Source organism: Micromonospora sp. NPDC051196 (assembly GCF_040682415.1).
Lineage (GTDB): Bacteria > Actinomycetota > Actinomycetes > Mycobacteriales > Micromonosporaceae > Micromonospora.
In genome coordinates, this window is the sequence record NZ_JBFBAY010000001.1 from 776352 (window position 1) to 799313 (window position 22962).

Consider the following 22962-nt stretch of genomic DNA (forward strand, 5'->3'; position numbering starts at 1 on the left):
TGCCGCCGTGGGCCGGCTACCGCCTGCAAAGCTGGAGTTCTCATGACCACGACGCTGCCCGCGTACGACGAGGTCGTCGCGCGCTTCGAACCGGTGATCGGCCTGGAGACCCACGTCGAGCTGGGCACGAACACCAAGATGTGGTGCGGCTGCCCGACCGACTTCGGCGGCGAGCCGAACACCCGGGTCTGCCCGGTCTGCCTGGGCCTGCCCGGCTCGCTGCCGGTGGCCAACAAGGCGGCCATCGAGGCGACCATCCGGATCGGCCTCGCGCTGAACTGCTCGATCGCCCAGTGGTGCCGGTTCGCCCGGAAGAACTACTTCTATCCGGACATGCCGAAGAACTTCCAGATCAGCCAGTACGACGAGCCGCTCTGCTTCGACGGCTACCTGGACGTCGAGGTCAACGGCGAACTGGTACGCATCGGCATCGAGCGGGTGCACCTGGAGGAGGACACCGGCAAGACGCTGCACGTCGGTGGCGCCACCGGGCGCATCCACGGTGCCACCGAGTCGCTCGTCGACTACAACCGGGCCGGCATCCCGCTCGTCGAGATCGTCACCAAGCCGATCCCCGGCACCGGCGCGCTCGCCCCCGAGGTGGCTCGCGCGTACGTCACCGAGCTGCGCGACGTGATCCGCTCGCTGGGCGTCTCCGACGTACGCATGGAGGAAGGCTCGCTGCGCTGCGACGTCAACACCTCGCTGAACCTGCCCGGCGAGGAGTGGGGCACCCGCACCGAGACCAAGAACGTCAACTCGTTGCGCTCGGTCGAGCGGGCGGTCCGCTCGGAGATGCTGCGCCAGGCGTCCGTGCTGGAGGCAGGCGGTCGGATCACCCAGGAGACCCGGCACTTCCACGAGGACACCGGGGACACCACCCCGGGCCGGTCCAAGGAGACCGCCACCGACTACCGCTACTTCCCCGAGCCGGATCTGGTCCCGATCGCCCCCGACCCGGCCTGGGTGGCCGAGCTGAAGGCCGCCCTGCCGGAGCTGCCCCGGCTGCACCGCCGCCGTCTTCAGGAGGCGTGGGGTCTGTCGGACACGGACATGCAGTCGGTGCTCAACGCCGGTGCCGTCGAGTTGATCGAGCAGACTGTCGCCGCCGGTGCCTCGCCGGCCGCCGCCCGCAAGTGGTGGCTGGGTGAGCTGTCCCGGCGGGCCAACGAGACGGGTGTGGAGTTGGCCGACATCGGGGCCACCCCGGCGCAGGTGGCCGAGTTGCAGTCCCTGGTCGACGCCGGCAAGCTCAACGACAAGCTGGCCCGTACGGTGCTGGAGGGTGTCGTCGCCGGTGAGGGTTCACCCACCGAGATCATGACCGCCCGCGGCCTGGAGGTGGTCTCCGACACCGGCGCGCTCACCGCCGCCGTGGACGAGGCGATCGCCGCCAACCCGGATATCGCCGACAAGATCCGCAGCGGCAAGGTGGCCGCCGCCGGTGCGCTGGTCGGCGCGGTCATGAAGACCACCCGCGGTCAGGCCGACGCCAAGACCGTCCGCGAGCTGATCCTCGCCCGCCTCGGCGCCTGAGGTGTAAGGAAGGGCCCCTTCTTAACGCCTCGCGTAGAGGAGGGGCCCCTTCTTAACATCCGAGCCGCGCCGGGCGCTTCGAGCGCTTCGGGCGCGAGCCGGCTCCCCGACCTCGGGGTTTCGAGGGGCCGGGCGCGTCGCCGACGGCGACGTTCGGCAGCCAAGGCACCACCACCCGTCCCCGATCGGGCGTCAACGACGATGCCCCTGGAGCCCACCGTGAACCAGCACGACATCGACGTTCTCGACAAGATCCAGCGACGGGTGCTCTGGCTCGCCACCCGGATCGTGGATGCGGCCAACCACGACCGCGTGACCGGCGACGGGGTGAAGGTCGGCGGGCACCAGGCGTCCAGCGCCTCCCTGGTCACCGCGATGACCGCGCTGTGGTTCGCGCACCTGGACGCCGACGACCGGGTCGCGGTGAAACCGCACGCCTCCCCGGTTTTCCACGCCATCCAATACCTGCTGGGCAACCTGGACCGGTCCTACCTGACCCGGCTGCGGGCCCGGGGCGGCCTCCAGTCGTACCCGTCCCGCACCAAGGACCCGGACGAGGTGGACTTCTCCACCGGGTCGGTCGGCCTGGGCGCCGCCGCCCCGCTGTTCGCCGCGGTGACCCGACGGTACGTCGACGCGCACTTCGGCGCCCGTCCACACTCGCGGTTCGTTGCGTTGATCGGTGACGCCGAACTGGACGAGGGCAACATCTGGGAGGCGGTCGCTGACCCGGCCACCACCGGTCTCGGCAACGTGATGTGGGTGGTCGACTTCAACCGGCAGTCGCTGGACCGGGTCGTGCCGGGCGTACGCATCGACCAGTGGCGCGGGCAGTTCGAGGCCGCCGGCTGGCACGTGGTCGAGGTCAAGTACGGCCGCAAGCTGGCCGAGGCGTACGCCCAGCCGGGTGGCGAGGCGCTGCGCGACTGGATCGACGCGATGCCCAACGAGCAGTACCAGTCGCTGTTCGGGCTGACCGGGCCGGCGCTGCGCAAGCAGTTCCTGGACGGCGCGCCGGCCGAGGTCGCCACGTTCGTCGCGGACATCGCCGACGAACAGCTGGGCCCGCTGGTCACCGACCTGGGCGGGCACGACCTGGCGGCGCTGCTCGACGCGTACGCCCAGTGTGACGCGGTGACCGATCGGCCGAGCGTGGTGTTCGCGTACACCGTCAAGGGTTGGGGTCTGCCGATCGCCGGCAATCCGCGCAACCACTCGGCGCTGCTCACCGGGGAGCAGGTCGACGCGCTGCGCGCCGCGCACGGCCTGACCGACGACACCGAGTGGGACCGCCTCGACCCGGCCTCGCCGGCCGGCATCCGGGCCGGGCAGCGTCGGGAGGCACTGTCCCGCGCGCCCCGCGAGCGGGCGCTCGGGGTCACCGTTCCACAGACCACGAAGGTACGCGCGACAAAGCCGATCTCCACGCAGGAGGTCTTCGGTCGAGTGCTGGTCGACCTCGCCCGCGACCCGCAGGTGGGCAGATACCTCGTCACCACCGCGCCGGACGTGGCCACCTCGACGAACCTGGCCGGGTTCATCAACAAGACCGGAGTGTTCGCGCCGACCGCGCAGCGGTCCTGGTCGGAAGACCGGATGCTGCGCTGGACGGAGAGCCCTGACGGGCAGCACATCGAACTCGGCATCTCCGAGATGAACCTGTTCCTGCTGCTCGGTCAGCTCGGCCTGGCCTGGGACCTGTCCGGGCAGCCGCTGCTGCCGGTCGGCACCGTTTACGACCCGTTCGTGCTGCGCGGCCTGGACGCCTTCCTGTACGGCACCTACTCCGGCTCCCGGTTCGTGGTGGCCGGTACCCCGTCCGGCATCACGCTCGCCCCGGAGGGCGGCGCCCACCAGTCCACGATCACCGCGAGCGTGGGCCTGGAACTGCCCGGAGTCACCTTCGTCGAGCCGGCGTACGCGACGAGTCTGGACTGGTTGCTCTGCGACGCGCTCGGGCAGATCGCGGGCCCGGCACAGCCGGCGGCGACCGCGGCACCGGCCGAGGACGGCGCGTACTACTTCCGGCTGAGCACCCGGCCCGTGGACCAGGCGCCGTTCGAGGCGGCCCGAGCCCGTCTCGGCGACGCGGTGCTGCGCCGGCAGGTGCTCGCCGGGGCGTACCGGCTGGTCGACGCCCACCAGGCGTACCCGCACCTGGCCGGGGCCCCAACGGTGCAACTTGCCGCGTCGGGTGCGGTGCTGCCCGAGGTGCTTACCGCTGCGGCGGAACTGGCCGACGAGGGCGTCGCCGCTCACGTCGTGGACGTCACCAGCCTCGACCGGCTCTACCGGGCCTGGCAGCGCACGCTGCGGCAGGGCGTACGCACGGCAACCGTGCCCAGCGTGCCCGGTGCGCTGCGGTCGGCCTTCGCCGACCGGGTGCCGGTGGTCACCGTGCACGATGCCGCCTCGCACGCGATGGCCTGGCTGGGCTCGGCCCTGGCCGCCCCTGCCGTCCCGCTCGGCGTCGACGAGTTCGGCCAGTCCGGCAGCGTCCACGAGCTCTACGACCTGCACGACCTGCTCCCCGGCAGCATCGTCAACGCCGCCCTAGCCGCACTCTCCCTCCACTAACCACCCCCGCCCCCGCCCCCGCCCCTACCCGCCCTCGCCCCGCCCCCGCCCCCACCCCGCCCCCGCCCCGCCCGCCCCTGCCCTCCGCCGTCTCGTTGCGTCGATCTTGCACTTTTGGTCGCCGAATTGCCCGGTTAGGCAGCATTTGCGGCGACCAAAAGTGCAAGATCGCGGAGGGCAAGGGGGTGGGGTGAGGGTGAGGGTGGGGTTAGCGGGTGGGGGTTGGGGTGGGGGGAGTGGGGGTTGGGGTGGTGGGGGTGGTGGGGGGGTTGATTACGGTGCGTTCGAGGTTGACCTGGGCTTGGCCGGTGCCGCCGACGGTGATGTTGTCGTATGCCTGGAGTTGTTTTTCCTGGTCGAAGTAGAGCACCGTCATGGCCAGCGGGGTCGGCTCCTCGCCTTCCAGGCCGCGTAGGCCGGCACCGCCGGTGGAGCCCTGCACCATCAGCGTGGTGGGCTGTTGACCCGGCACCTCCGGCAGCCGTTCGATCTGCCGGCGGTGAGTGTGACCGGAGAGCACGAGCGGGGTGGTTCCGGAGAGTGGGCCGGCGGCGGCCGGGTCGTGCATCAGAGCGATGTTCACCGGCTTGGGTGAGCTGCGGATCGTCGCGGCGAGCGTGTTGCCCGTGCTGATCAACTCGTCGGCGGTGGGTGGGATGAGGCCGCCGGCGGCCGGCGAGGTGCTCTTGTCCGGGGTGAAGCGGGGGTCGCCGATGCCGGCGATGGTGAGCCCGGCGACCGTGGTGGTCGCGTTGTCCAGCACGATCGCGTTCGGCTGGCGGGCCACCGCCGCGGCCGTACGCCCCGAGTCGTGGTTGCCCCGGATGTAGACGTACGGCTTGCGGAGCAGGCTGATCGAGCCGACGTAGGAGGCCTCCGGCTCGCTGCCCCAGTCGGTGATGTCGCCGGTGTCGATGACCACGTCGATGCCGAACTGCTCCACCACGGTCCGGATGAGCTGCCAGGCGGCCGGGTTGAGGTGCATGTCGGAGATGTGCAGCACGCGGGTGGTGCCCGGCTGCTGCTCGTACACCGGCAGCGCCGACACGGTGGTGTAGAGCTGGGTGACGTTGCCGATGAGACGCTGAAGCTGCTCGGCGTACCGGGTGTAGTCGTTGGCGATCTTGCGTACGTCGCCGACGATCGCCGGTGCGTTGACCAGCAGCCCCTCGTACGTCGGCTCCTCGATCGCCTGTGGCCGGATCGTCGCCGCGGCGGTGCCCAGGCTGCCTGCGGTGATCAGCAGCGCCAGCCCACCCGCCCAGGCGGCCCGGCGGGTGTTCCGGAACACCAGCAGGGCCAGCAGTACGGTGGCCAGGACGGTGGCGCCGAGCGTACGCAGCCCGAGCCGCAGCACGCCGTCGGTGACCTCCTCGACCGCCGACTGGGTGGCCCGGTTCAGGCTGGCGGGATCGTCCAGCAGTGCCTCGACGCGGCTCTGGTCCAGCGCGCCCAACTCGACGGTCAGGTGGGTCGGCCCGTCGTGGCTGTTGAGCAGGAGTGCTCCCAACGGCGGGATCTGGATGGTGGTGCCGCCTTCGGCGGCCGGCGAGATGGACAGCTTCGCGCGGAACGGACCGATGTCCGTGCCGACCTGCCCGCCGGCCAGGGCGCCGAGCAGCACCCCGGCCAGGGTGACGACCAGCACGGCCAGGGCGACCCCGACCCGGCGTACGCCGGTGAGCCGCCCGGGACGGCGCGGCGCGGAGCCGGTCCGCCGCAGTGACGCAAAGCGGCGCGAACGACGGGCCGGCATCTCGCCGTCCCGGCCGTGGTCCGGCTGCTCGTGTTCCTGATCGCCCATGTTGAGATTCTGACCTGCCCGCCGAAGGATCTTGACAAACCTGAGGGTGTCGTATTAGAGAGTGCCTCAGCTTCGCCCAGCTCCGCCACCTGCGAAAACAAGTCGCAACAGTCGGTCGTCCTCGGGTGCGGGTCGGCCCCGCCCGTCGTGGTTGGAGGTGCTCACCCAGATCGAGCCGTCCGGGGCGGCGGCCACGGCACGCAGTCGCCCGTACTGCTCGGTCAGCAGCGCCCGGGGCTGCCCGAGCACCGTACCGGTGTCGGTCAGCTCGACCAGCCAGAGGCGCTGGCCGCGCAGGCACGCGGTGGCCAGCGTCCGTTCGACGGCGGCCAGCCCGGAACAGGACGCCTCGTCGGTCGGCCACTGCACGATGGGGTCCACGTACTTCTCGTCGTCGCCCCGGCCCTCCACCTCGGGCCAGCCGTAGTTCTTGCCCTTGGAGATCTGGTTGATCTCATCCCAGGTGTTCTGACCGAACTCCACGGCGTACATCCGGTCGCCGTCCCAGGCGATGCCCTGCACGTTGCGGTGGCCCAGAGACCAGACGGGTGAGTTGGGGAAGGGGTTGCCGGGCGCGGGCTTACCTTCCGGGGTGATCCGCAGGATCTTGCCGCCGAGCTGCTTGACGTCCTGCGACTGGTCGGTGTCCCCGGCGTCGCCGGTGCTGGCGTAAAGCTGCCCGTCGGGGCCGAAGGCCAGGCCGCCGCCGTTGTGGATGCCCGCCTTGGGGATGCCGGTGAGGATCGGGGTGGGTTTCTCCCCGAGCCGCAGTCGGGCGATCCGGTTGTCCTGTTCGGCGGTGTAGTAGACGAAGACCGTCCGGTTCTGCGCGAACTGCGGTGACACGGCGATACCCAGCAGACCACCCTCGCCCGAGGCGGCCACGTCGTCGATGGTCTGCACCTCGGTGACCCGCAGGCCGTCCGGGGTCGACTCCGGGCCGACCTGGACGATCCGGCCGCTGTCGCGTTCGGTGACCAGGGCGCCGCCGTCGGGCAGGAAGGCGATGCCCCACGGCACCCGCAGCCCTTGGGCGAGCACGGTGGCGACGGCCTCCTGGCCACCGTTGCCCGCGCTGGTCGACGGAGTGGGCAGGTTCGGTGGCTCGCCGGCCGGATCCGGCTCCGGTTCGCCGAGGCTGCAACCGGTGGCGGCGAGCAGGAGTGTCACGCAGGACGCCGCGAGGGCCGTGCGGAGCCTACGGGCGCGGGGGAGTGGGGGACGGGCGCTCACGCGGCCCAGGGTAGCCCGCCGTGGACGCGGGCGTCGGTGCCCGCGCGTGCCGCCCCTCGGCGGCGGTAGCCGTCGCGGGGGCTATCGTCAGCGGGCGTGAAGGTATGGATTCCGCACGAGGTCGGCCACGACCTGCTGGGTGAGCTGCCGCCGGAGGTCATCGTCGAGACGATGAGCGACCCGGCGAAGCTGCCGTCGCCGACGTCCGGTGTCCGTTTCTGGGTGCCGCCCTTCCTCGCCCCGGCTGCGGCCACCGCCCTGCTGTGCGAACTGCCCGACCTGGCGGTGGTCCAGTTGCTCTCGGCCGGGGCGGATTCCTGGGTCGGTCGGGTCCCGCCGCAAGTCATGCTCTGCGACGCCCGGGGCGTGCATGATCCGTCCACCGCCGAGTGGGTGGTCACCGCCATCCTGTCCCAACTGCGCGGCTTCCCGGCGATGGCCCGCGCGCAGGCGCAGCACCGGTGGGCGTACGACGAGGTGGCGCCGACCGACGAGCTGGCCGGCAAACGAATCCTGATCGTCGGTGCCGGTTCGATCGGTACCGCGGTGCGTGACCGGCTGGCCCCCTTCGAGGTGCAGTTTCACCTGGTGGCCCGCACCGCTCGACCCGAGCAGGGCGTGTACGGGGTCGACGACCTGCCCACGCTGCTGCCGCAGGCCGACGTCGTGGTGCTGCTGGTGCCGCTGACCGAGCAGACCCGGGGCCTGGTCGACGAGTCGTTCCTGGCCGCGATGCGCGACGGTGCGTTGCTGGTGAACGCCGCCCGGGGACCGGTGGTCGCGACGGAGGCGCTGGTCGCCGAGTTGGCCACCGGCCGGATCCGGGCGGCCCTGGACGTCACCGACCCGGAGCCGCTGCCCGTCGACCACCCGCTCTGGGCGATGCCGAACGTACTGATCACCCCGCACGTCGCCGGGTCGGTACGCGGCCTGTTGCCTCGGGCGTACCGCCTGGTGGGCCAGCAGATCCGGCGGTTCGTGGCGGGAGAACAGCTCGACAACGAGGTGGTGAACGGCTACTGAGCGGCCCTGGCGCCGCTCCGCGCGGCTACTGAGCCACTTCGACGCTGCCTCGGCCGGCCGCCGCCACCAGCTGCGGCAGGTCCACGTGGCGTACTGCGGGCAGCACGAGCTGGCTGCCGTCGTCGAGTTGCGCGACCGCCCGGCCGCGTGCGTCGCCGCCCAGCTCGACGACCTGGTCCCAGCGGATCCGGCGGTCGCCGAGCAGCGCCCGTAGCCGCAGCCCGTTCGGGTTCACGTCGGTGCCGGCGCGCCATGCCCAGACGGCCACCGCCAGTGGCACCAGCAGCACGGGCAGCAGGTACGCGCGGGCGCTGGCCAGGGGCAGGGCACCGATGGTGCCGACGATCGCCCCGACCAGGATGGCCTGGTGGTGTCGGAATCGGGTGGTGTCGGTGCTGGTCACCCCTCGATGATCCCACCATCGCCGACCTGGACGGCAGCGGGCCGTGGCAGGGGCACCCCGGGGGCCTGCTTCTGCGTGATCGACCGAGCGCGTACAGTGATCTGGCTCACTGGGCGTCACTGCTTGCGCGCTGGCTCGTTTTCCGGGGATGAGTGGCCGACTAGCTGTTCGCCCTCGCACCGCCGCACCGCCCCAGTGCCCCCTCACGAAGGCGAATGTCGTGCCCGTCGCGTCTGTGTTCCGCGCCACCGTCCGACGCCCTGCCCTGCCGGAGACCTGCGTGCTCGCGGTGGTGTCCGTACTCGTCATCGTCGGCGCGGCCGGGTCGATGCCAGCGCTGGCGGTGGTGGCGCTCGCCGGTGCGGCCGGTTCGACGCTGGCCGGGGTACGGCTGTCCCGGCTCGCCGTCGGTCCTGACACGCCGGCCCCCGGTCCGGCCGGTGGGCGGCTCGCCCGCCGCCGTGCGGCCCGGCCGCGTCGAGCCGCAGCCCTGCTGCACGCGGCGGTGGTGATCGCCGGTCTGAGCGCGGCGGTACTGCCGTTGGCCTCCGACGACAGCCGCCCGGCGGCCGCCGTCGCCGGACTGGCCGGTGCCGCCGTGCTGCTCGGCGGCGGCCTGTTCAGCCTGCCTCGCCGGCCGGGGCCACCGGAGCGGATGTGGCCCCGCCGGCTGCTCGACGGCGCTGCGGCCGGTGTCGGCCTGGTGCTCACCGCCTGGCTGCTGCTGCCGTACGCCGGTGTGTCGTCCCCGGTGCGGTTGGTCGCCGCGGTGGCCGTCGGCGTGCTGACCGTTGTCGTACTCACCGTGCTGACCGGGCCGAACCGGGCGGCCGGCGTAACCCGGTGCCAGGCCGGGGCAGCGCTGACCCTGCTCGCGTTGACGCTGCTGGCCGCACTGCCATCCGGTCCTGCCGTCGGGCGGCCGGCCCTGCTGGCGGTTCCGCCGCTGGTGATTGGCGTGCTGCTGACCGCTGCCGGGGTGCGGCACCTGGTGGCGGCGGAGGCGGAGCCGTCACCGGTGGCCACGTTGCGCTGGCCGCGTGTGGTGGTTCCGGCGGCAGGGGTGGTGCTGGCCACCGTCCATCAGTTGCAGTCCGGGCGGTTACCCGACCGCACCACCGTGTTGCTCGCGCTCGCCGTGGTGCCCGCGCTGGTGGCACGCGAGCTGCTCGGCGCCGGCCCGGAGACCGCCCCGATCCCGGTCGCGCCGACCCCCGCTGCCCCGACCCCCGTTGCCTCGACCCCCGCTGCCCCGACCCCCGCTGGCCTGGCTCCGGCGATCGGCGAGGAGCCGGTCGCCACCGGGCGCGCTGCCCTGCTGCGGGTCCTGGCCGCGAGGTCGGAGTCCGCGACCGGCACCCTGCTGGTGGTCGATCTGCACCTCACCGAGTTGCCCGGGATGGCGGTGCGCGACAACGTGGCCGCCGAGGCCGTCCACCGGGCGCGGGCCGTGACAGGGGCCGACGACGAGGTGATCGACCTGGCCGGCAGCGGGTTCGCGGTGGTCACCGGGGCGGGGCCACTGCTGGCGTACGCGCTGGGCACCCGGCTGCTCGCCGCGCTGGACCGGCCGTACGAGGTGTCCGGTGCGGTGCTGCGCTCGCGGGCCTGTGTCGGGCTGGCCGAACTGGCCCACGGCCGCCCCGAGGACGTGTTGCGCCAGGCGGACCTGGCCCGTCGGCGCGCGGCGCAGCTCGGCCGGGACCGGGTCGAGTGGTACGACGCCTACCTGGAGGACCAACTGGTCCGTCGGCTGGACCTGGAGCGGGAACTGCCCGGCGCGGTCGCCCGAGGCGAGTTGGACCTGGTCTACCAGCCGGTGATCGGGCTCGCCGACCGGATGCCGGTCGGCACGGAGGCGCTGCTGCGTTGGCGCAGCCCGGTGCTCGGCACGGTGTTCCCGGCCGAGCTGTTGCCGGTGGCGGAGGATCTCGACATCGTCGGTGAGCTGGGCGCCTGGGTGTTGGACCGGGCCTGCCGGCAGGTGGCGGCGTGGTCCGTCGGCGGCCGACGACTGTGGATGGCGGTCAACGTCACCACCCGCGAGCTGATCTCACCGGATTTCGTCCCCCGGACGGCGGCGGTCCTGGCGGCGCACGGGGTGACGCCCGACCAGTTGGTGGTCGAGGTGGCCGAGCCGCGGTTGGCTGCCGAACTGCCGACTGTCGTGGCACGGCTGGCCGGGCTGCGGTCGATGGGCATCCGGACCGCGCTGGACGACTTCCGGGCCGAGCAGGCCTCCCTCGCCCAGCTCCGGCGACTCCCGATCGACCTGCTCAAGGTCGGGCCGGAGGTGACCGGGGCGAGCCGGGACCGTCCCCTGCTGGACGTGGTGGTCACCGTCGCCGACCGGTTGGGACTGGAGGTGGTGGCCGAGGAACTCGAATCCGCCCACCAGGTCGACGGTGCCCGCCGGGCCGGATGCCGCTACGGCCAGGGGTACGAGTTGGCTCGTCCCGCCACGGCTGAGCGGGTCGAGGCGTACTTCGAGGAGTTCCCCTCCGCGTCCCGATGAGGGCTTAACCGGTTCACTGGTCGCCGCCGGGCGGGCCGGTGCTGCCGCGTGGCGTCAGATGAGCCTGCTCGTCCTGCAGGTCGGTCGCCGGAGCCCCCTCGATCAACTGCAAGAGTTGCCGGGCGGCATGCGCGCCGTACGCGGGGATGTCCCGTCCGACCGCGGTCAGCGGCGGATGCACCAGTCGGCACAGCGGTGAGTCGTCCCAGGCCACGATGGACAGATCGGCGGGAACGGTGAGGCCCATCTCCTGTGCCACCGACAACCCGGCGATGGCCATCACATCGTTGTCGTAGATGATCGCGGTGGGGCGGATCCGGGAACTCAGGAGCCTCCGGGTCGCCCGCGCGCCCTCCTCGCCGGTGTAGTCCGTCGAGGCGACGACCGACTCGGTCAGACCGAGTCGCTGGCACACTTCGGTGAAGGCCTGCGTCCGGATGGTGGTGTGCAGCAGGTCGGGCAGGCCGGCGACGCGGGCCATCCGGCGGTGCCCCAGGGCGTACAGGTATTCCACGGTCTCCACCAGCGCCGCCGCGTCGTTCGACCAGACGCTGGCCAGCCGGCCGGTGCCCGCCGGGCCGCCGATCACCACGGCGGGCAGCCGCAACTCCTCCAGCACCGGCACCCGCTGGTCGTCGGTGCGCAGGTCACAGACGAGCACCCCGTCGACCCGCCGCTCACCCCACCACCGGCGGTAGACCGCGATCTCGGCGGTGGCGTCGGTGACCACCTGAAGGGTCAGCGCGTAGGAGCGCGCCGACAGTTCCGCCTCGACGCCGCTGATCAGCTCCATGAAGAACGGCTCGATGCCGAGGGTCTGGGCGGGCCGGGCCAGGATCAGGCCGATCGCCCGGGCGGTCGCGCCGGACAGGGCCCGGGCCGCACTGCTCGGGCTGAAGCCGATCTCGGCGGCGATGGCGAGGATGCGTTGCCGGGTCGCCTCGGAGACGCCGGGCTGGCCGTTGAGCGCGTACGACACCGCACCCTTGGAAACCCCCGCCCGCCGGGCGACATCCGCGATCGTGGGCCGCTTCACCGGCGTACGTCCTCCTGCACCAGTCCATTGTCCGCCTGCCGTACGGCTGTCCGCCGGCGCTGGACACGCTACCCGTCGACCGCCACCCACCCGGTGTGGGTCCGAGCGCCGCGAACTTGTTCGGTTCAGTCTAGGTAGTTGGTGCGGGTCGAGCTTGCCGGGCCAACTGGCCATCGGGCCTGGAGCTGGTGGTTGATCGGGTTTTAACCGTCCTCGGGTTACCGGCTGACCACGTCGTTAACTCGCCGTTGACACTTCGGGAGTGCGCCCGTACGGTGGCGTCACTTATCCGGTTCAGTCGACGTATCTCGATCTCGGGAGCGGTCCCACTCGTCTTGGAGGATGGGTCATGAAGCGGTCTACGCCTCGTTGGCTGCGGGTCGCAGCCGTAGGACTTGCGGTCGGTTCACTCGTCGTCGCGTGCAGCGGACGCAGCACCACAGGTGGCTCCAGCGCTGACGGTCAGGTCACGCTGACGATCAACTTCTGGGGAGACTTCGGCCTCCAGGAACTCAAGACCAGGTACGAGGCGGAGCACACGAATGTCAAGATCGCGCTCAATTCGGGGGAGTACAACGCCCAGCACGAGGACCTGCAGAAGAAGCTGATCGCCGGTTCGGGTGCGCCCGACATCGCCGCCATCGACGAGGGCTTCATGGTCCAGTTCCGCAGCCAGGCGGACAAGTTCGTCAACCTGCTCGACTCCGGTGCGGGCAAGTACGAGAGCAACTACCTGCCGTGGAAGTGGAAGCAGTCGCTGTCGGCCGACGGGCAGACCCAGATCGCGCTCGGCACCGACGTGGGTGGCCTGGCGATGTGCTACCGCACCGACCTGTTCGCCGCCGCCGGCCTGCCCACCGAGCGCGATCAGGTCTCCGCGCTCTGGCCCACCTGGGACGACTTCCTCGCCGTCGGCCAGCGCTACGTCGCCAAGACGAACAAGAAGTTCGTCGACAACGCGACCAACCTGTTCAACCCGATCCTCGGCCAGCAGCCGGTCGGCTTCTACGACGCGGGCGAGCAGCTGCTGATGGAAGGTGGCCCGAAGGTCGCCTTCGACTACGCGGTCAAGGCCGCCGACGCGGGCCTGTCGGCCAACCTCACCAGCTTCCAGGCCGACTGGGACAAGGGCTTCACCAACGGCTCGTTCGCGGTGCTCACCTGCCCGGCGTGGATGCTCGGCCACATCCAGAACACCGCGCCCGGCACCAAGGGCAAGTGGGACATCGCCGCGGTGCCCGGCGGCGGTGGCAACTGGGGCGGCTCCTTCCTGACCATCCCCAAGCAGGGGCGCAACATCGACGAGGCGTACAAGTTCCTGGAGTGGCTGATCCAGCCGGAACAGCAGATCGAGGTCTTCAAGACGGTCGGCAACCTGCCCTCGCAGCCCGGGCTCTACACCGACCCCGCGATCGCCGACTTCAAGAACGAGTTCTTCAACTCGGCGCCGGTCGGGCAGATCTTCCCGAAGATGGCCGAGGGCCTGACGCCGCAGTACCTGGGCCGGAAGAACGGACCGACCCGGGTGGCGGTGGAGAACGTGATCAACCGGGTGCAGAACGGCACGCTCAAGTCGGACGCGGCCTGGGCCGAGGCGATCAAGGAAGCCGAGAAGGCCAGCAAGTGAGGTGATCGGGGTGGCGCGGGAGAGTCCGCGTCACCCCGGCACCGGTCTGTCGTCCCGCCGTACCTGGAGTGTCCTGATGCCCACCACGCGCGCGGCCCCCGAACCGGCCACCCGCCCCCGGCCACCCACCGGCCGGTCGATGACCTGGCGCGACCGGCTGCACCGCTTCGACGTGCGTTACGTGCCGTACCTGTTGATCGCTCCGTTCTTCCTGCTCTTCTTCGTCTTCGGGCTCTTCCCGATGGTCTTCAACGGGGTGGTGGCGCTGCGCCACTGGCGCCTCGACGAGCCGGATCTGACCGGCTGGGCCGGTGTGGAGAACTTCCGTCGGCTGTTCACCGACGGCGACTTCGGCAACGCGCTCTACAACACCTTCGGCATCTTCCTGCTCTCCACCGTCCCGCAACTGCTGCTGGCGCTGGTCATCGCCTCGATGCTCAACCGTCGGCTGCGGGGACAGACCTGGTGGCGGGTCAGCGCGTTGCTGCCGTACATCACCCCGATCGCCGCCTCCACGCTGGTGTTCAACGTCTTCTTCGCCCGTGACCTCGGAATGGCGAACTGGGCGCTCGGGCTGGTCGGCATCGGCACCGAGAATCCGATCGACTGGCGCGCCGACAAACTGCACTCCTGGATCGCCATCGCCACGATGGTCAACTGGAAGTGGGTCGGCTACAACGCCCTGCTCTACCTGGCCGCCATGCAGTCCATCCCCCGGGACGTCTACGAGGCCTCGGCGCTCGACGGTGCCGGCCCGTGGCGTCAGCTCTGGCGGATCACCGTGCCGATGATCCGACCGGTGGTCATCTTCACCGTGGTGCTCTCCACCATCGGCGGGCTCCAGTTGTTCACCGAGCCGATGCTGTTCGACCTCAACGCGCAGGCCGCCACCGGCGGTTCCGGCGGGGAGTGGCAGACCGTGGCGCAGCTGATCTACAAGGTGGGCTGGAAGGACCTCAACCTCGGGTACGCCGCCGCGATGTCCTGGGCGCTGTTCCTCATCATCCTGGTGGTCGCCGCGCTGAACACCGCGCTGACCAATCGCATCTCGGGGGGACGCAAGTGAGCCTTCTGGCGCGGCGTCGCGCCGCCACACCCGTACCGCCCGCGAGGCGCAAGCGGCCCGCGCTGCTGGGCCGGGCACCGCAGGACACCCCGGCCGGCATCGGCACCTATCTGTTCCTGGCGGTGACCGCGCTGTTCGCGGCGTTCCCGCTGTACTGGATGTTCGTCATCGCGACCAGCACCGACGAGGCGACCTCGCAACTGCCGCCGGTGGTGATCCCCGGTGACCGGTTCCTGGCGAACCTGGACGAGGTCTTCTCGCTACAGGACGTGTACTTCGCCGCGTCCCTGGTGAACAGCGTCATCGTCGCCACGGTGGTGACCGCCTCGGTGCTGTTCTTCTGCTCGCTGGCCGGCTTCGCCTTCGCCAAGCTGCGTTTCCGGGGCAGCAGGGCCCTGATGCTCTTCGTGATCCTGACCCTGACGGTGCCCAATCAACTCGGCATCGTCGCGCTCTACATCGTGATGGGCAAGCTAGGTTGGAACGGCACGCTGCTGGCGGTGATCGTGCCCGGCATGGTCACCGCGTTCGGCGTGTTCTACATGCGACAGTTCATCGTCAACACGGTGCCCGATGAGTTGGTCGAGTCGGCTCGGGTGGACGGCGCCAGCACCATACGGATCTGGTGGACGATCGCGCTGCCCGCGGTGCGTCCGGCTCTTGCGGTGCTCGGCCTGCTCACCTTCGTGGCCACCTGGAACGACTTCCAGTGGCCGCTGATCACCCTCAACGGCACCGACTACCCCACCTCGATGGTGGCCATCTCCGACCTGGCCAGCGGCAACTACGTCATCTACCGACGGGTGCTGGCCGGTGCGTTCGTGGCAACGGTGCCACTGCTGATCATGCTCGTCATCGGCGGTCGGCAGATCGTCCGAGGAATCATGGAAGGCGCGGTGAAGTCTTGAGCGACGCGCGGGGGACCGGTCCAATCCGGCAGGCGCTGCACGACGGCTGGACCCTGCGGGCGATCTCCGGCCCGCAGGTCCCAGCCGAGGTCGACGGTCGGGTGGTACCAGCCACCGTGCCCGGCTGCGTGCACACCGACCTGCTGGCCGCCGGTTTGATCGCCGATCCGTACCTCGACGACAACGAGACCGCGCTGGCCTGGATCGGGCACACCGACTGGGCGTACGAGACGACCTTCGACCGGCCGCCCGGCGCCCACCAGCGTCTCGACCTGGTCTGTGCCGGGCTGGACACGGTTGCCACGGTGACCGTCAACGGCGTCGAGGTCGGCCGCACCGAGAACATGCATCGCGGCTACCGCTTCGACGTCACCGCACTGCTTCAACCCGACAACAACACCCTGGCCGTACGCTTCGACTCCGCCTACCGGTACGCCCACGCGCACCGCGACCGGCTCGGTGACCGGCCCAACGCCTATCCGGAGCCGTTCCAGTTCATCCGCAAGATGGCCTGCAACTTCGGCTGGGACTGGGGGCCCACCCTGGTGACCGCCGGCATCTGGCAGGAGATCGGCCTGCACGGCTGGTCGGTCGCCCGGCTGGCCACCGTACGACCGCTGGTCACCGTCGACGCCCTCGACGGGCGGGTGGCGGTGCACGTCGAGGTGGACCGGCTCGCGGACCTGCCGCTCACCGTGCGGGCCCAGGTGGCGGGGGTGACCGCCGAGGCGACCGTCGCGGCGGGACAGCGAAGCGCCACCCTGACCCTCGACGTGCCTCGGCCCGCACTGTGGTGGCCGCGTGGTTACGGCGACCAGCCCCGCTACGACCTGGACGTAGCCCTGCACGGGCCGCAGAGCGAGCTGCTCGACGTCTGGCACCGGCGGATCGGCTTCCGCTCGGTACACCTGGACACCACGCCGGACGCGCACGGCGCGCCGTTCGCCCTGCACGTCAACGGGGTGCCGGTCTTCGTCCGGGGAGTGAACTGGATCCCCGACGACGTCTTCCCCACCCGGGTCACCCGGCAACGGTTGGCCCACCGCTTCGACCAGGCCGCCGACGCCAACATCAACCTGCTGCGGGTCTGGGGCGGCGGCCGGTACGAGTCGGACGACTTCTACGACCTGGCCGACGAACGTGGCCTGCTGGTGCAGCAGGATTTCCTCTTCGCCTGCGCGGCCTATCCCGAGGAGGAACCGTACGCCGGCGAGGTCGCCGCCGAGGCCGCCGAGCAGGTCACCCGCCTCGCGCCGCACCCGTCCCTGGTGCTGTGGACCGGCAACAACGAGAACATCTGGGGCTGGCACGACTGGGGCTGGCAGGAGCAGTTGGCCGGGCGCAGTTGGGGCCACGGCTACTACCTGGACCTGCTGCCCCGCATCGTCGCCGAACTGGACCCGACCCGCCCCTACTGGCCCGGCAGCCCCTGGTCGGGCAGTGAGCAGATCCACCCCAACGACCCGGCGTACGGCACCACCCACATCTGGGACGTCTGGAACACCGACGACTACGTGAAGTACCGCGACTATCTGCCCCGGTTCGTCGCGGAGTTCGGCTACCAGGGGCCACCGGCGTACGCGACGCTGCGCCGGGCGATCTCCGACGAGCCCCTCGCGTACGACTCGCCCGGCATGGCGCACCACCAGAAGGCCACCGACGGCGACCGCAAACTGCGCCGGGGCCTGGACGCGCACCTGCCCGAGCCGCGCGACTTCGACGACTGGCATTACCTGACCCAGCTCAACCAGGCTCGCGCCATCCAACTCGGCGTGGAGCACTTCCGCTCCCACCGGGGGCGGTGCATGGGCACCATCGTCTGGCAGCTCAACGACTGCTGGCCGGTCACCTCCTGGTCGGCCGTCGACGGCGACGGCCGGCGCAAACCCCTGTGGTACGCGCTGCGCCGGGCGTACGCCGACCGGCTGCTCACCGTGCAACCCCGCGACGGCGGGCTGGCCCTGATCGCCGTCAACGACGGCGGTCAGCCGTGGCGGGCCCCGGCCACGGTCACCCGGCTCACCCTGACCGGTGAACCGAGGGCGAAGACGACCCTGGAGCTGGACGTGCCCGCGTACGCCACGGTCACGCTGGCGCTGCCGGTGGAGCTGGCCCGGCCCGACGACGCGCACACCGAGCTGCTGGTCGCCGAAGCGGGCGAACCGACCGGCCGGGCGTTGTGGTTCTTCGCCGAGGACCGCGACATCCGGTGGCCGGCGGCGGCTTATGACGCGGTGGTCGAGCCGACCGACGGTGGCCGACTGGTCCGGGTCACCGCCCGCACCATCCTGCGCGATCTGAGCCTGTTCCCGGACCGGCTCGATCCCACCGCCGAGATCGACGAGGCGCTGGTGACCCTGCTGCCCGGTGAGTCGGCGACCTTCACGGTGCGCTCGGCGGCGCCGCTCGACCCCACCGCCCTCACCACCCGCCCCGTTCTGCGCTGCGTCAACGACCTGTCGACGGGAGCACCCGTCTGACGGCCGAGCCACCGTCCGCAGCATGGATGCACAGTTGAAGAATCCTGCAAGTGCTAAAGTCTTCAGGGTGCCCGCGCGGGGCACTGCGGGAGGAGGCTGAGGCGTGTCGGTGCCGCTGTACCAGGCGAAGGCGGAGTTGTTCCGCACCCTCGGGCATCCCGTCCGCATCCGAGTGCTGGAGCTGCTCCAGGACGGCCCCAAGCCGGTGCGTGACCTGCTCGCCGTCATCGATGTGGAGCCCTCCAACCTCTCCCAGCAGCTCGCCGTGCTGCGCCGCGCCGGCATGGTCACCTCCTACCGGGACGGCGCGCTGGTGATGTACGCGTTGAGTACCCCCGACGTGGCCGACCTGCTGGCCGCCGGTCGGCGGATCCTCGGTGCGGTGCTGGCCGACCGGGACGGCCTGCTCGACGAGTTGCGCGCCGGTGGGCAGGGCCAGTGAGCGGCGCCGAAAGCGTTGGCCGCCGTTCCGCCCTGGCTGCCGCGTGGGGGCGGGTCCGTGCCCTGCTGCCCGGCCGTGCCGACCTCCAGGCGGTACGCCGAGCGCCCCGCCGTGATCTGGTCGCCGGGCTGACCGTCGCGGTCGTCGCGCTGCCGCTGGCTCTTGCCTTCGGGGTCACCTCCGGGCTGGGTGCGGAGGCCGGGCTGATCACCGCCGTGGTCGCCGGTGCCGTCGCCGCCGTCTTCGGCGGATCCAACCTCCAGGTCTCCGGGCCCACCGGCGCGATGACGGTGGTGCTGGTGCCGATCGTGGCGCAGTTCGGGGCGGCCGGCGTGCTGATGGTCGGCGCGTTGGCCGGGCTGATCCTGATCGCCCTGGCCTTCGCGCGTATCGGGCGATTTGTGCGGTACCTGCCGGTCCCGGTGATCGAAGGCTTCACCGCCGGCATCGCCGTGGTCATCGCCCTGCAACAGGTGCCGGCCGCGCTCGGCGTCACCGAGGCACAGGGCGAGCGGGTCTGGGCGGTGGCCGCCGACGCGGTCGCCCGTTTCGTCGTAGACCCGCAGCCGGCCCCGATCGCGGTGGCGCTCGGTGTCGCGGCGGTGATGCTGGTCGGTGCCCGGTGGCGTCCCGGCGTGCCGTTCTCGCTGCTGGCCGTGGCCGCCGCCACGATCATCGCGGAACTCGTGCCGGTCGACCTGATCCGCATCGGCGCCCTGCCGCAGACGCTGCCCGCGCCGTCGCTCGATTTCCTCGACCTCGGGGCAGCGGGCGTACTGCTGCCTGCCGCGTTCGCGGTGGCGGCGTTGGCTGCGCTGGAGAGCCTGCTCTCGGCCACCGTCGCCGACGGCATGACGGTCGGTCAGCGGCACGACCCGGACCGGGAACTGTTCGGGCAGGGCCTGGCCAACCTGGCGTCTCCGCTGTTCGGCGGTATCCCGGCCACGGCGGCGATCGCGCGTACCGCCGTGAACGTGCGGGCCGGTGCGGTGTCCAAGCTCGCCGCGCTCACCCACGCGTTGGCCCTGGCCGGCATCGTGCTGGCCGCCGCGCCGCTGGTCGGCCGCATCCCACTCGCGGCGCTCGCCGGGGTCCTGCTGGCCACCACGGTACGGATGGTCGAGGCGGCATCGCTGTGGGCGCTGGCGCGGTCCACCCGGGGCGACGCGCTGGTGCTCGTGCTCACCTTCGCCGTCACCGTCATCTGGGACCTGGTCACCGCCGTGGCGGTCGGCGTCGGCGTCGCGGTCGTGGTGGCCCTGCGTGCCGTGGCCCGCAGCGCCCGGCTGGAACAGGTTCCCCTCGACACCGGCGAGCACACCGCCGAGGAGCAGGCCCTGCTCGCCGAGCACATCGTGGCGTACCGGCTCGACGGGCCGCTCTTCTTCGCCGCCGCGCACAACTTCCTGCTCCGGCTCTCCGACGTTTCCGACGTGCGGGTGGTCATCCTCCGGATGTCCCGGGTCTCCACCATCGACGCCACCGGCGCCCAGGTGCTGGGCGACGCCATCCGCCGGCTCCAGGGTCGCGGGGTCACCGTGCTGCTCTCCGGCATCGATCCCGGCCACGACCAGGTGCTGGACACCCTCGGCGTGGCCGACCAGCTACGCCGCGACAACCTGATCTTCGCGGACACCCCGGCAGCCATCGCGTACGCCCGCACTCTCGCCCTGCCCACCTCCGGAAAGTCTGAGGCCGGCACCGGGCCTGAGGCCGGCAAGCCGGCGACCAGCCGCGCCTGATCGCCCGCGATCAACTGGCGCCGCCCGGTGGATCGACTCCGTTTCGGCGCAATGGCGGGCTTCCGGTGGGGTGGTCACCGCCATGCCACCGAAACCGCGCGGATACATTGACCGCCGTCTGGTTCATCGTTACCATTCGGGCGGGATGGAAAGCGCTTTCCTGCTTGTCGGGCGGCGGCCCAACGTCGATCCTGGAGAAGCTCATGAGGTGGAAGTCACTCGGCGCCGCGACCCTGCTCGTGGCCGCCGCCGTCACCGTACCGGCAGTCGGACCGGCGTCGGCCGCCCCGATCAGGTACGAGGCCGAGCACAGCCCGGCGCGGTGCACCGGCACCATCGACACCAACTGGTCCGGTTACTCCGGCAGCGGGTTCTGCAACGGCAACAACGCGGTCGGGGCGTACGCCGAGTTCACGGTCTCCGCCGCGACCGCCGCAACGGCCGAGCTGCGCGTCCGGTTCGCCAACGGCACGACCGGCAATCGTCCGGTCGACCTGATCGTCAACGGGACGACCGTGCGGAACGTGTCGTTCGAGGGCACCGGCGCCTGGGACACCTGGGTGACGAAGCCGCTGTCGGTCAGCCTGCGCTCTGGCAGCAACACCATCCGGCTCAACCCGACCGCCTCCGGCGGCCTGCCCAACGTGGACCATGTCGAGTTGGAAGCGGGCGGTGCACCGTCGGACGTGCTGCACGTCGCCACCAACGGCAACGACGGCAATCCCGGCACGCTGAGTGCTCCGCTGGCGAGCATCCAACGGGCCGTCGATCTCGCCCAGCCCGGCCACACCATCCTCATCCGGGGCGGGACGTACGCCCCCAGCAGCAACATCCAGCTGCTCAAGGACGGCACGTCGAGCCAGCCCATCACGATGCGCAACTACGCGGGCGAGCGGGTCGTCATCGACGGGGAGAACATGCCGCACACGCCGGCCCCGGTCGGCGGCAGCATCCCCCGGCCGGAGCGGGGCGCCATCCACATCGAGGGCGACTGGTGGCGGCTGATCGGCCTGGAGATCATCAACGGCCCGTACGGCGTGTTCGGCCTGGACGTCAACAACGGCGTCTTCGAGCGCCTGGTGACCAGGGACAACTACGAGTCGGGCTTCCACCTTCAGGGCTCGTCGAGCAACAACCAGATCATCAACCTGGACGCGTACGGCAACCGGGATCCGCGCAAGAACGGTGAGAGCGCCGACGGGCTGGCCATCAAGGAGGGCTCCGGCAGCGGCAACGTGGTGCGGGGCGCCCGGTTGTGGAACAACTCCGACGACGGGCTGGACTACTGGATGTTCGCCTCGCCCATCGTCACCGAGAACAGCCTGGCCTGGGGCAACGGCTTCAACCGGTGGAACCTGCCCGACTACACCGGCGACGGCAACGGGTTCAAGCTCGGCGGCAACGCCGTCTCCGCCAACCACACCGTGCGCAACAGCATGGCCTGGGACAACGCGGTCGGCGCCTTCATCGACAACAACAACCCCGGACAGCACCGGATCGAGCGGAGCACCGCCTGGCGTAACCCGGGAACCGGGTTCAACGTCAACCGCTCCACCAGCACCCTGACCGGCAATCTGGCGGTCGGTAACGGCACCAACGTCTCGCTGGGCGCCAACTCCCGAGGCAGCGGCAACTCCTGGGACATCGGCGGCAGTTGGTCGCTGGCCAACACCAACCCCAGTACGATCATCGGCCCGCGAAACGCCGACGGTTCGATCCCGTCCTCGACCTTCCTGCGCCCGGCCAACGGCGCCAACGTAGGAGCCCGCTTCTAAGGGTCCGTGTCGAAGTCCTCGGTCGTGCCGAGGACTTCGACACACACAGAGCTAGTGCGCCTCCGGCCCGGCGAGCAGCGGCCCGTGCAGGGCGGTGCAGACCGCACGAGCACGCTCGGCCTCGGTGAGGATGTCGGTGCTGTCCACGAACTGGTCGACGCCGCCGACATGCTGCGGCAGCGTCGACACCTCCGGGCGTAGGGCGGGTAGCGACGTTCGACGAGCATCGCCAGGCGCATCAGGTCGCGGACCAGCCGAGCGGTGACCAGCCGGGAGCCGAGGTCGTCGCCGACCTCTGTGCAGCGGCCGGGGAAGGACTCTTCCTGGGCGATGCGCCGCCACTGGCTGGCCAGCAGGTATCGCCATACGTCGTCGGGATACCAGGCCAGCGCGGTGCGGATGGGTTCCAGTTGGCCGAGACCGTCGTGGAAGACGGCGCCCGAGGTGACCTCCAGCAACCGTTGGGTCGGGACGGCCAGCCAGTCGCGGACGCGCATGCCGCCGCGCGGGTCGGCGCCGAGGCGGGTGGCCAACCAGACGTCGAGGTCGAATACCTCGACGCGGTGCTCGATCGGGGCGTCGCCGGCAGGTCGCAGGGTACGCGAGCGCCCGGGTTCGGGTGGGCTGAAGTTCGTGCTCCAGCCCCGCACCGAGGGGGGGCAGCCGCTCGGCGAGCACGCCGACGAGGTCGTCGGCGTGCCGCCGGGCGTCCGAGAACGCCAGGAACAGCAGTAGGCGCGGCCCCCAGTCGTGGTCGGTCGAGCGGGCGGTGTCGTAGCCGAGCACGTCCGAACC

16 protein-coding genes are annotated in these 22962 nt (G+C 71.1%); 11 read left to right on the forward strand and 5 right to left on the reverse strand.

The window, feature by feature from the left end; all coding sequences use genetic code 11:
* Positions 1-42: 42 nt before the first annotated feature.
* Positions 43-1536 (forward strand): Asp-tRNA(Asn)/Glu-tRNA(Gln) amidotransferase subunit GatB, encoded by a 1494-nt coding sequence (gene gatB / locus AB0M35_RS03580; RefSeq protein ID WP_363740990.1) that lies wholly within the window; start codon positions 43-45, stop codon positions 1534-1536.
* A gap of 219 nt (positions 1537-1755) precedes the next feature.
* Positions 1756-4113, forward strand: coding sequence for a pyruvate dehydrogenase (locus AB0M35_RS03585; RefSeq protein WP_363740992.1), 2358 nt, complete (start codon positions 1756-1758; stop codon positions 4111-4113).
* 208 nt (positions 4114-4321) lie between these two features.
* On the opposite strand, the gene AB0M35_RS03590 is transcribed toward AB0M35_RS03585, so the two are convergent.
* Positions 4322-5917 carry a metallophosphoesterase gene (locus tag AB0M35_RS03590; protein ID WP_363740994.1) on the reverse strand — a complete coding sequence of 532 codons (1596 nt, stop codon included), beginning with the start codon at positions 5915-5917 and terminating at the stop codon, positions 4322-4324.
* 66 nt (positions 5918-5983) lie between these two features.
* Complete coding sequence (locus tag AB0M35_RS03595) at positions 5984-7150, reverse strand: PQQ-dependent sugar dehydrogenase (RefSeq protein ID WP_363740996.1); 1167 nt, start codon at positions 7148-7150, stop codon at positions 5984-5986.
* 96 nt (positions 7151-7246) lie between these two features.
* Between AB0M35_RS03595 and AB0M35_RS03600 the strand changes: the two genes are divergently transcribed.
* Positions 7247-8173, forward strand: a complete 927-nt coding sequence (locus tag AB0M35_RS03600; protein ID WP_363740998.1) for a 2-hydroxyacid dehydrogenase — start codon at positions 7247-7249, stop codon at positions 8171-8173.
* A gap of 25 nt (positions 8174-8198) precedes the next feature.
* Here AB0M35_RS03600 and AB0M35_RS03605 read toward each other — a convergent pair whose 3' ends face one another.
* Positions 8199-8576 (reverse strand): PH domain-containing protein, encoded by a 378-nt coding sequence (locus tag AB0M35_RS03605; RefSeq protein ID WP_363741000.1) that lies wholly within the window; start codon positions 8574-8576, stop codon positions 8199-8201.
* A 220-nt stretch (positions 8577-8796) separates the two neighbouring features.
* On the opposite strand from AB0M35_RS03605, the gene AB0M35_RS03610 reads away from it, so the two are divergent.
* Positions 8797-11091 (forward strand): EAL domain-containing protein, encoded by a 2295-nt coding sequence (locus tag AB0M35_RS03610; RefSeq protein WP_363741002.1) that lies wholly within the window; start codon positions 8797-8799, stop codon positions 11089-11091.
* 13 nt (positions 11092-11104) lie between these two features.
* Here AB0M35_RS03610 and AB0M35_RS03615 read toward each other — a convergent pair whose 3' ends face one another.
* Positions 11105-12127 (reverse strand): LacI family DNA-binding transcriptional regulator, encoded by a 1023-nt coding sequence (locus tag AB0M35_RS03615; RefSeq protein WP_363741004.1) that lies wholly within the window; start codon positions 12125-12127, stop codon positions 11105-11107.
* 349 nt (positions 12128-12476) lie between these two features.
* Here AB0M35_RS03615 and AB0M35_RS03620 point away from each other — a divergent pair, with 349 nt between their 5' ends.
* From AB0M35_RS03620 to AB0M35_RS03650, 7 genes are all read left to right on the forward strand, one after another.
* Positions 12477-13754: an ABC transporter substrate-binding protein gene (locus tag AB0M35_RS03620; RefSeq protein WP_363741006.1), complete on the forward strand. Its 1278-nt coding sequence runs from the start codon at positions 12477-12479 to the stop codon at positions 13752-13754.
* A 76-nt stretch (positions 13755-13830) separates the two neighbouring features.
* Positions 13831-14820 carry a sugar ABC transporter permease gene (locus AB0M35_RS03625; protein ID WP_363741009.1) on the forward strand — a complete coding sequence of 330 codons (990 nt, stop codon included), beginning with the start codon at positions 13831-13833 and terminating at the stop codon, positions 14818-14820.
* 5 nt (positions 14821-14825) lie between these two features.
* The gene (locus AB0M35_RS03630) at positions 14826-15728 is read left to right on the forward strand and encodes a carbohydrate ABC transporter permease (RefSeq protein ID WP_363741887.1); all 903 of its coding nucleotides are present in this window, start codon (positions 14826-14828) and stop codon (positions 15726-15728) included.
* Positions 15725-18208 (forward strand): glycoside hydrolase family 2 protein, encoded by a 2484-nt coding sequence (locus AB0M35_RS03635; RefSeq protein WP_363741012.1) that lies wholly within the window; start codon positions 15725-15727, stop codon positions 18206-18208. Before AB0M35_RS03630 ends, AB0M35_RS03635 begins: the two co-directional genes overlap by 4 nt.
* Positions 18209-18311: 103 nt before the next feature.
* A complete protein-coding gene (locus AB0M35_RS03640; RefSeq protein ID WP_363741014.1) occupies positions 18312-18650 on the forward strand; it encodes a metalloregulator ArsR/SmtB family transcription factor in 339 nt (112 codons plus the stop codon).
* A 32-nt stretch (positions 18651-18682) separates the two neighbouring features.
* Complete coding sequence (locus tag AB0M35_RS03645) at positions 18683-20392, forward strand: SulP family inorganic anion transporter (protein WP_363741890.1); 1710 nt, start codon at positions 18683-18685, stop codon at positions 20390-20392.
* A 203-nt stretch (positions 20393-20595) separates the two neighbouring features.
* The gene (locus AB0M35_RS03650) at positions 20596-22167 is read left to right on the forward strand and encodes a carbohydrate-binding protein (protein ID WP_363741017.1); all 1572 of its coding nucleotides are present in this window, start codon (positions 20596-20598) and stop codon (positions 22165-22167) included.
* Here the strand turns inward: AB0M35_RS03650 and AB0M35_RS03655 are convergent.
* The gene (locus AB0M35_RS03655) at positions 22164-22817 is read right to left on the reverse strand and encodes a DUF4037 domain-containing protein (protein ID WP_363741019.1); all 654 of its coding nucleotides are present in this window, start codon (positions 22815-22817) and stop codon (positions 22164-22166) included. The two genes, AB0M35_RS03650 and AB0M35_RS03655, sit on opposite strands and share 4 nt — an antisense overlap.
* Positions 22818-22962: the final 145 nt, after the last annotated feature.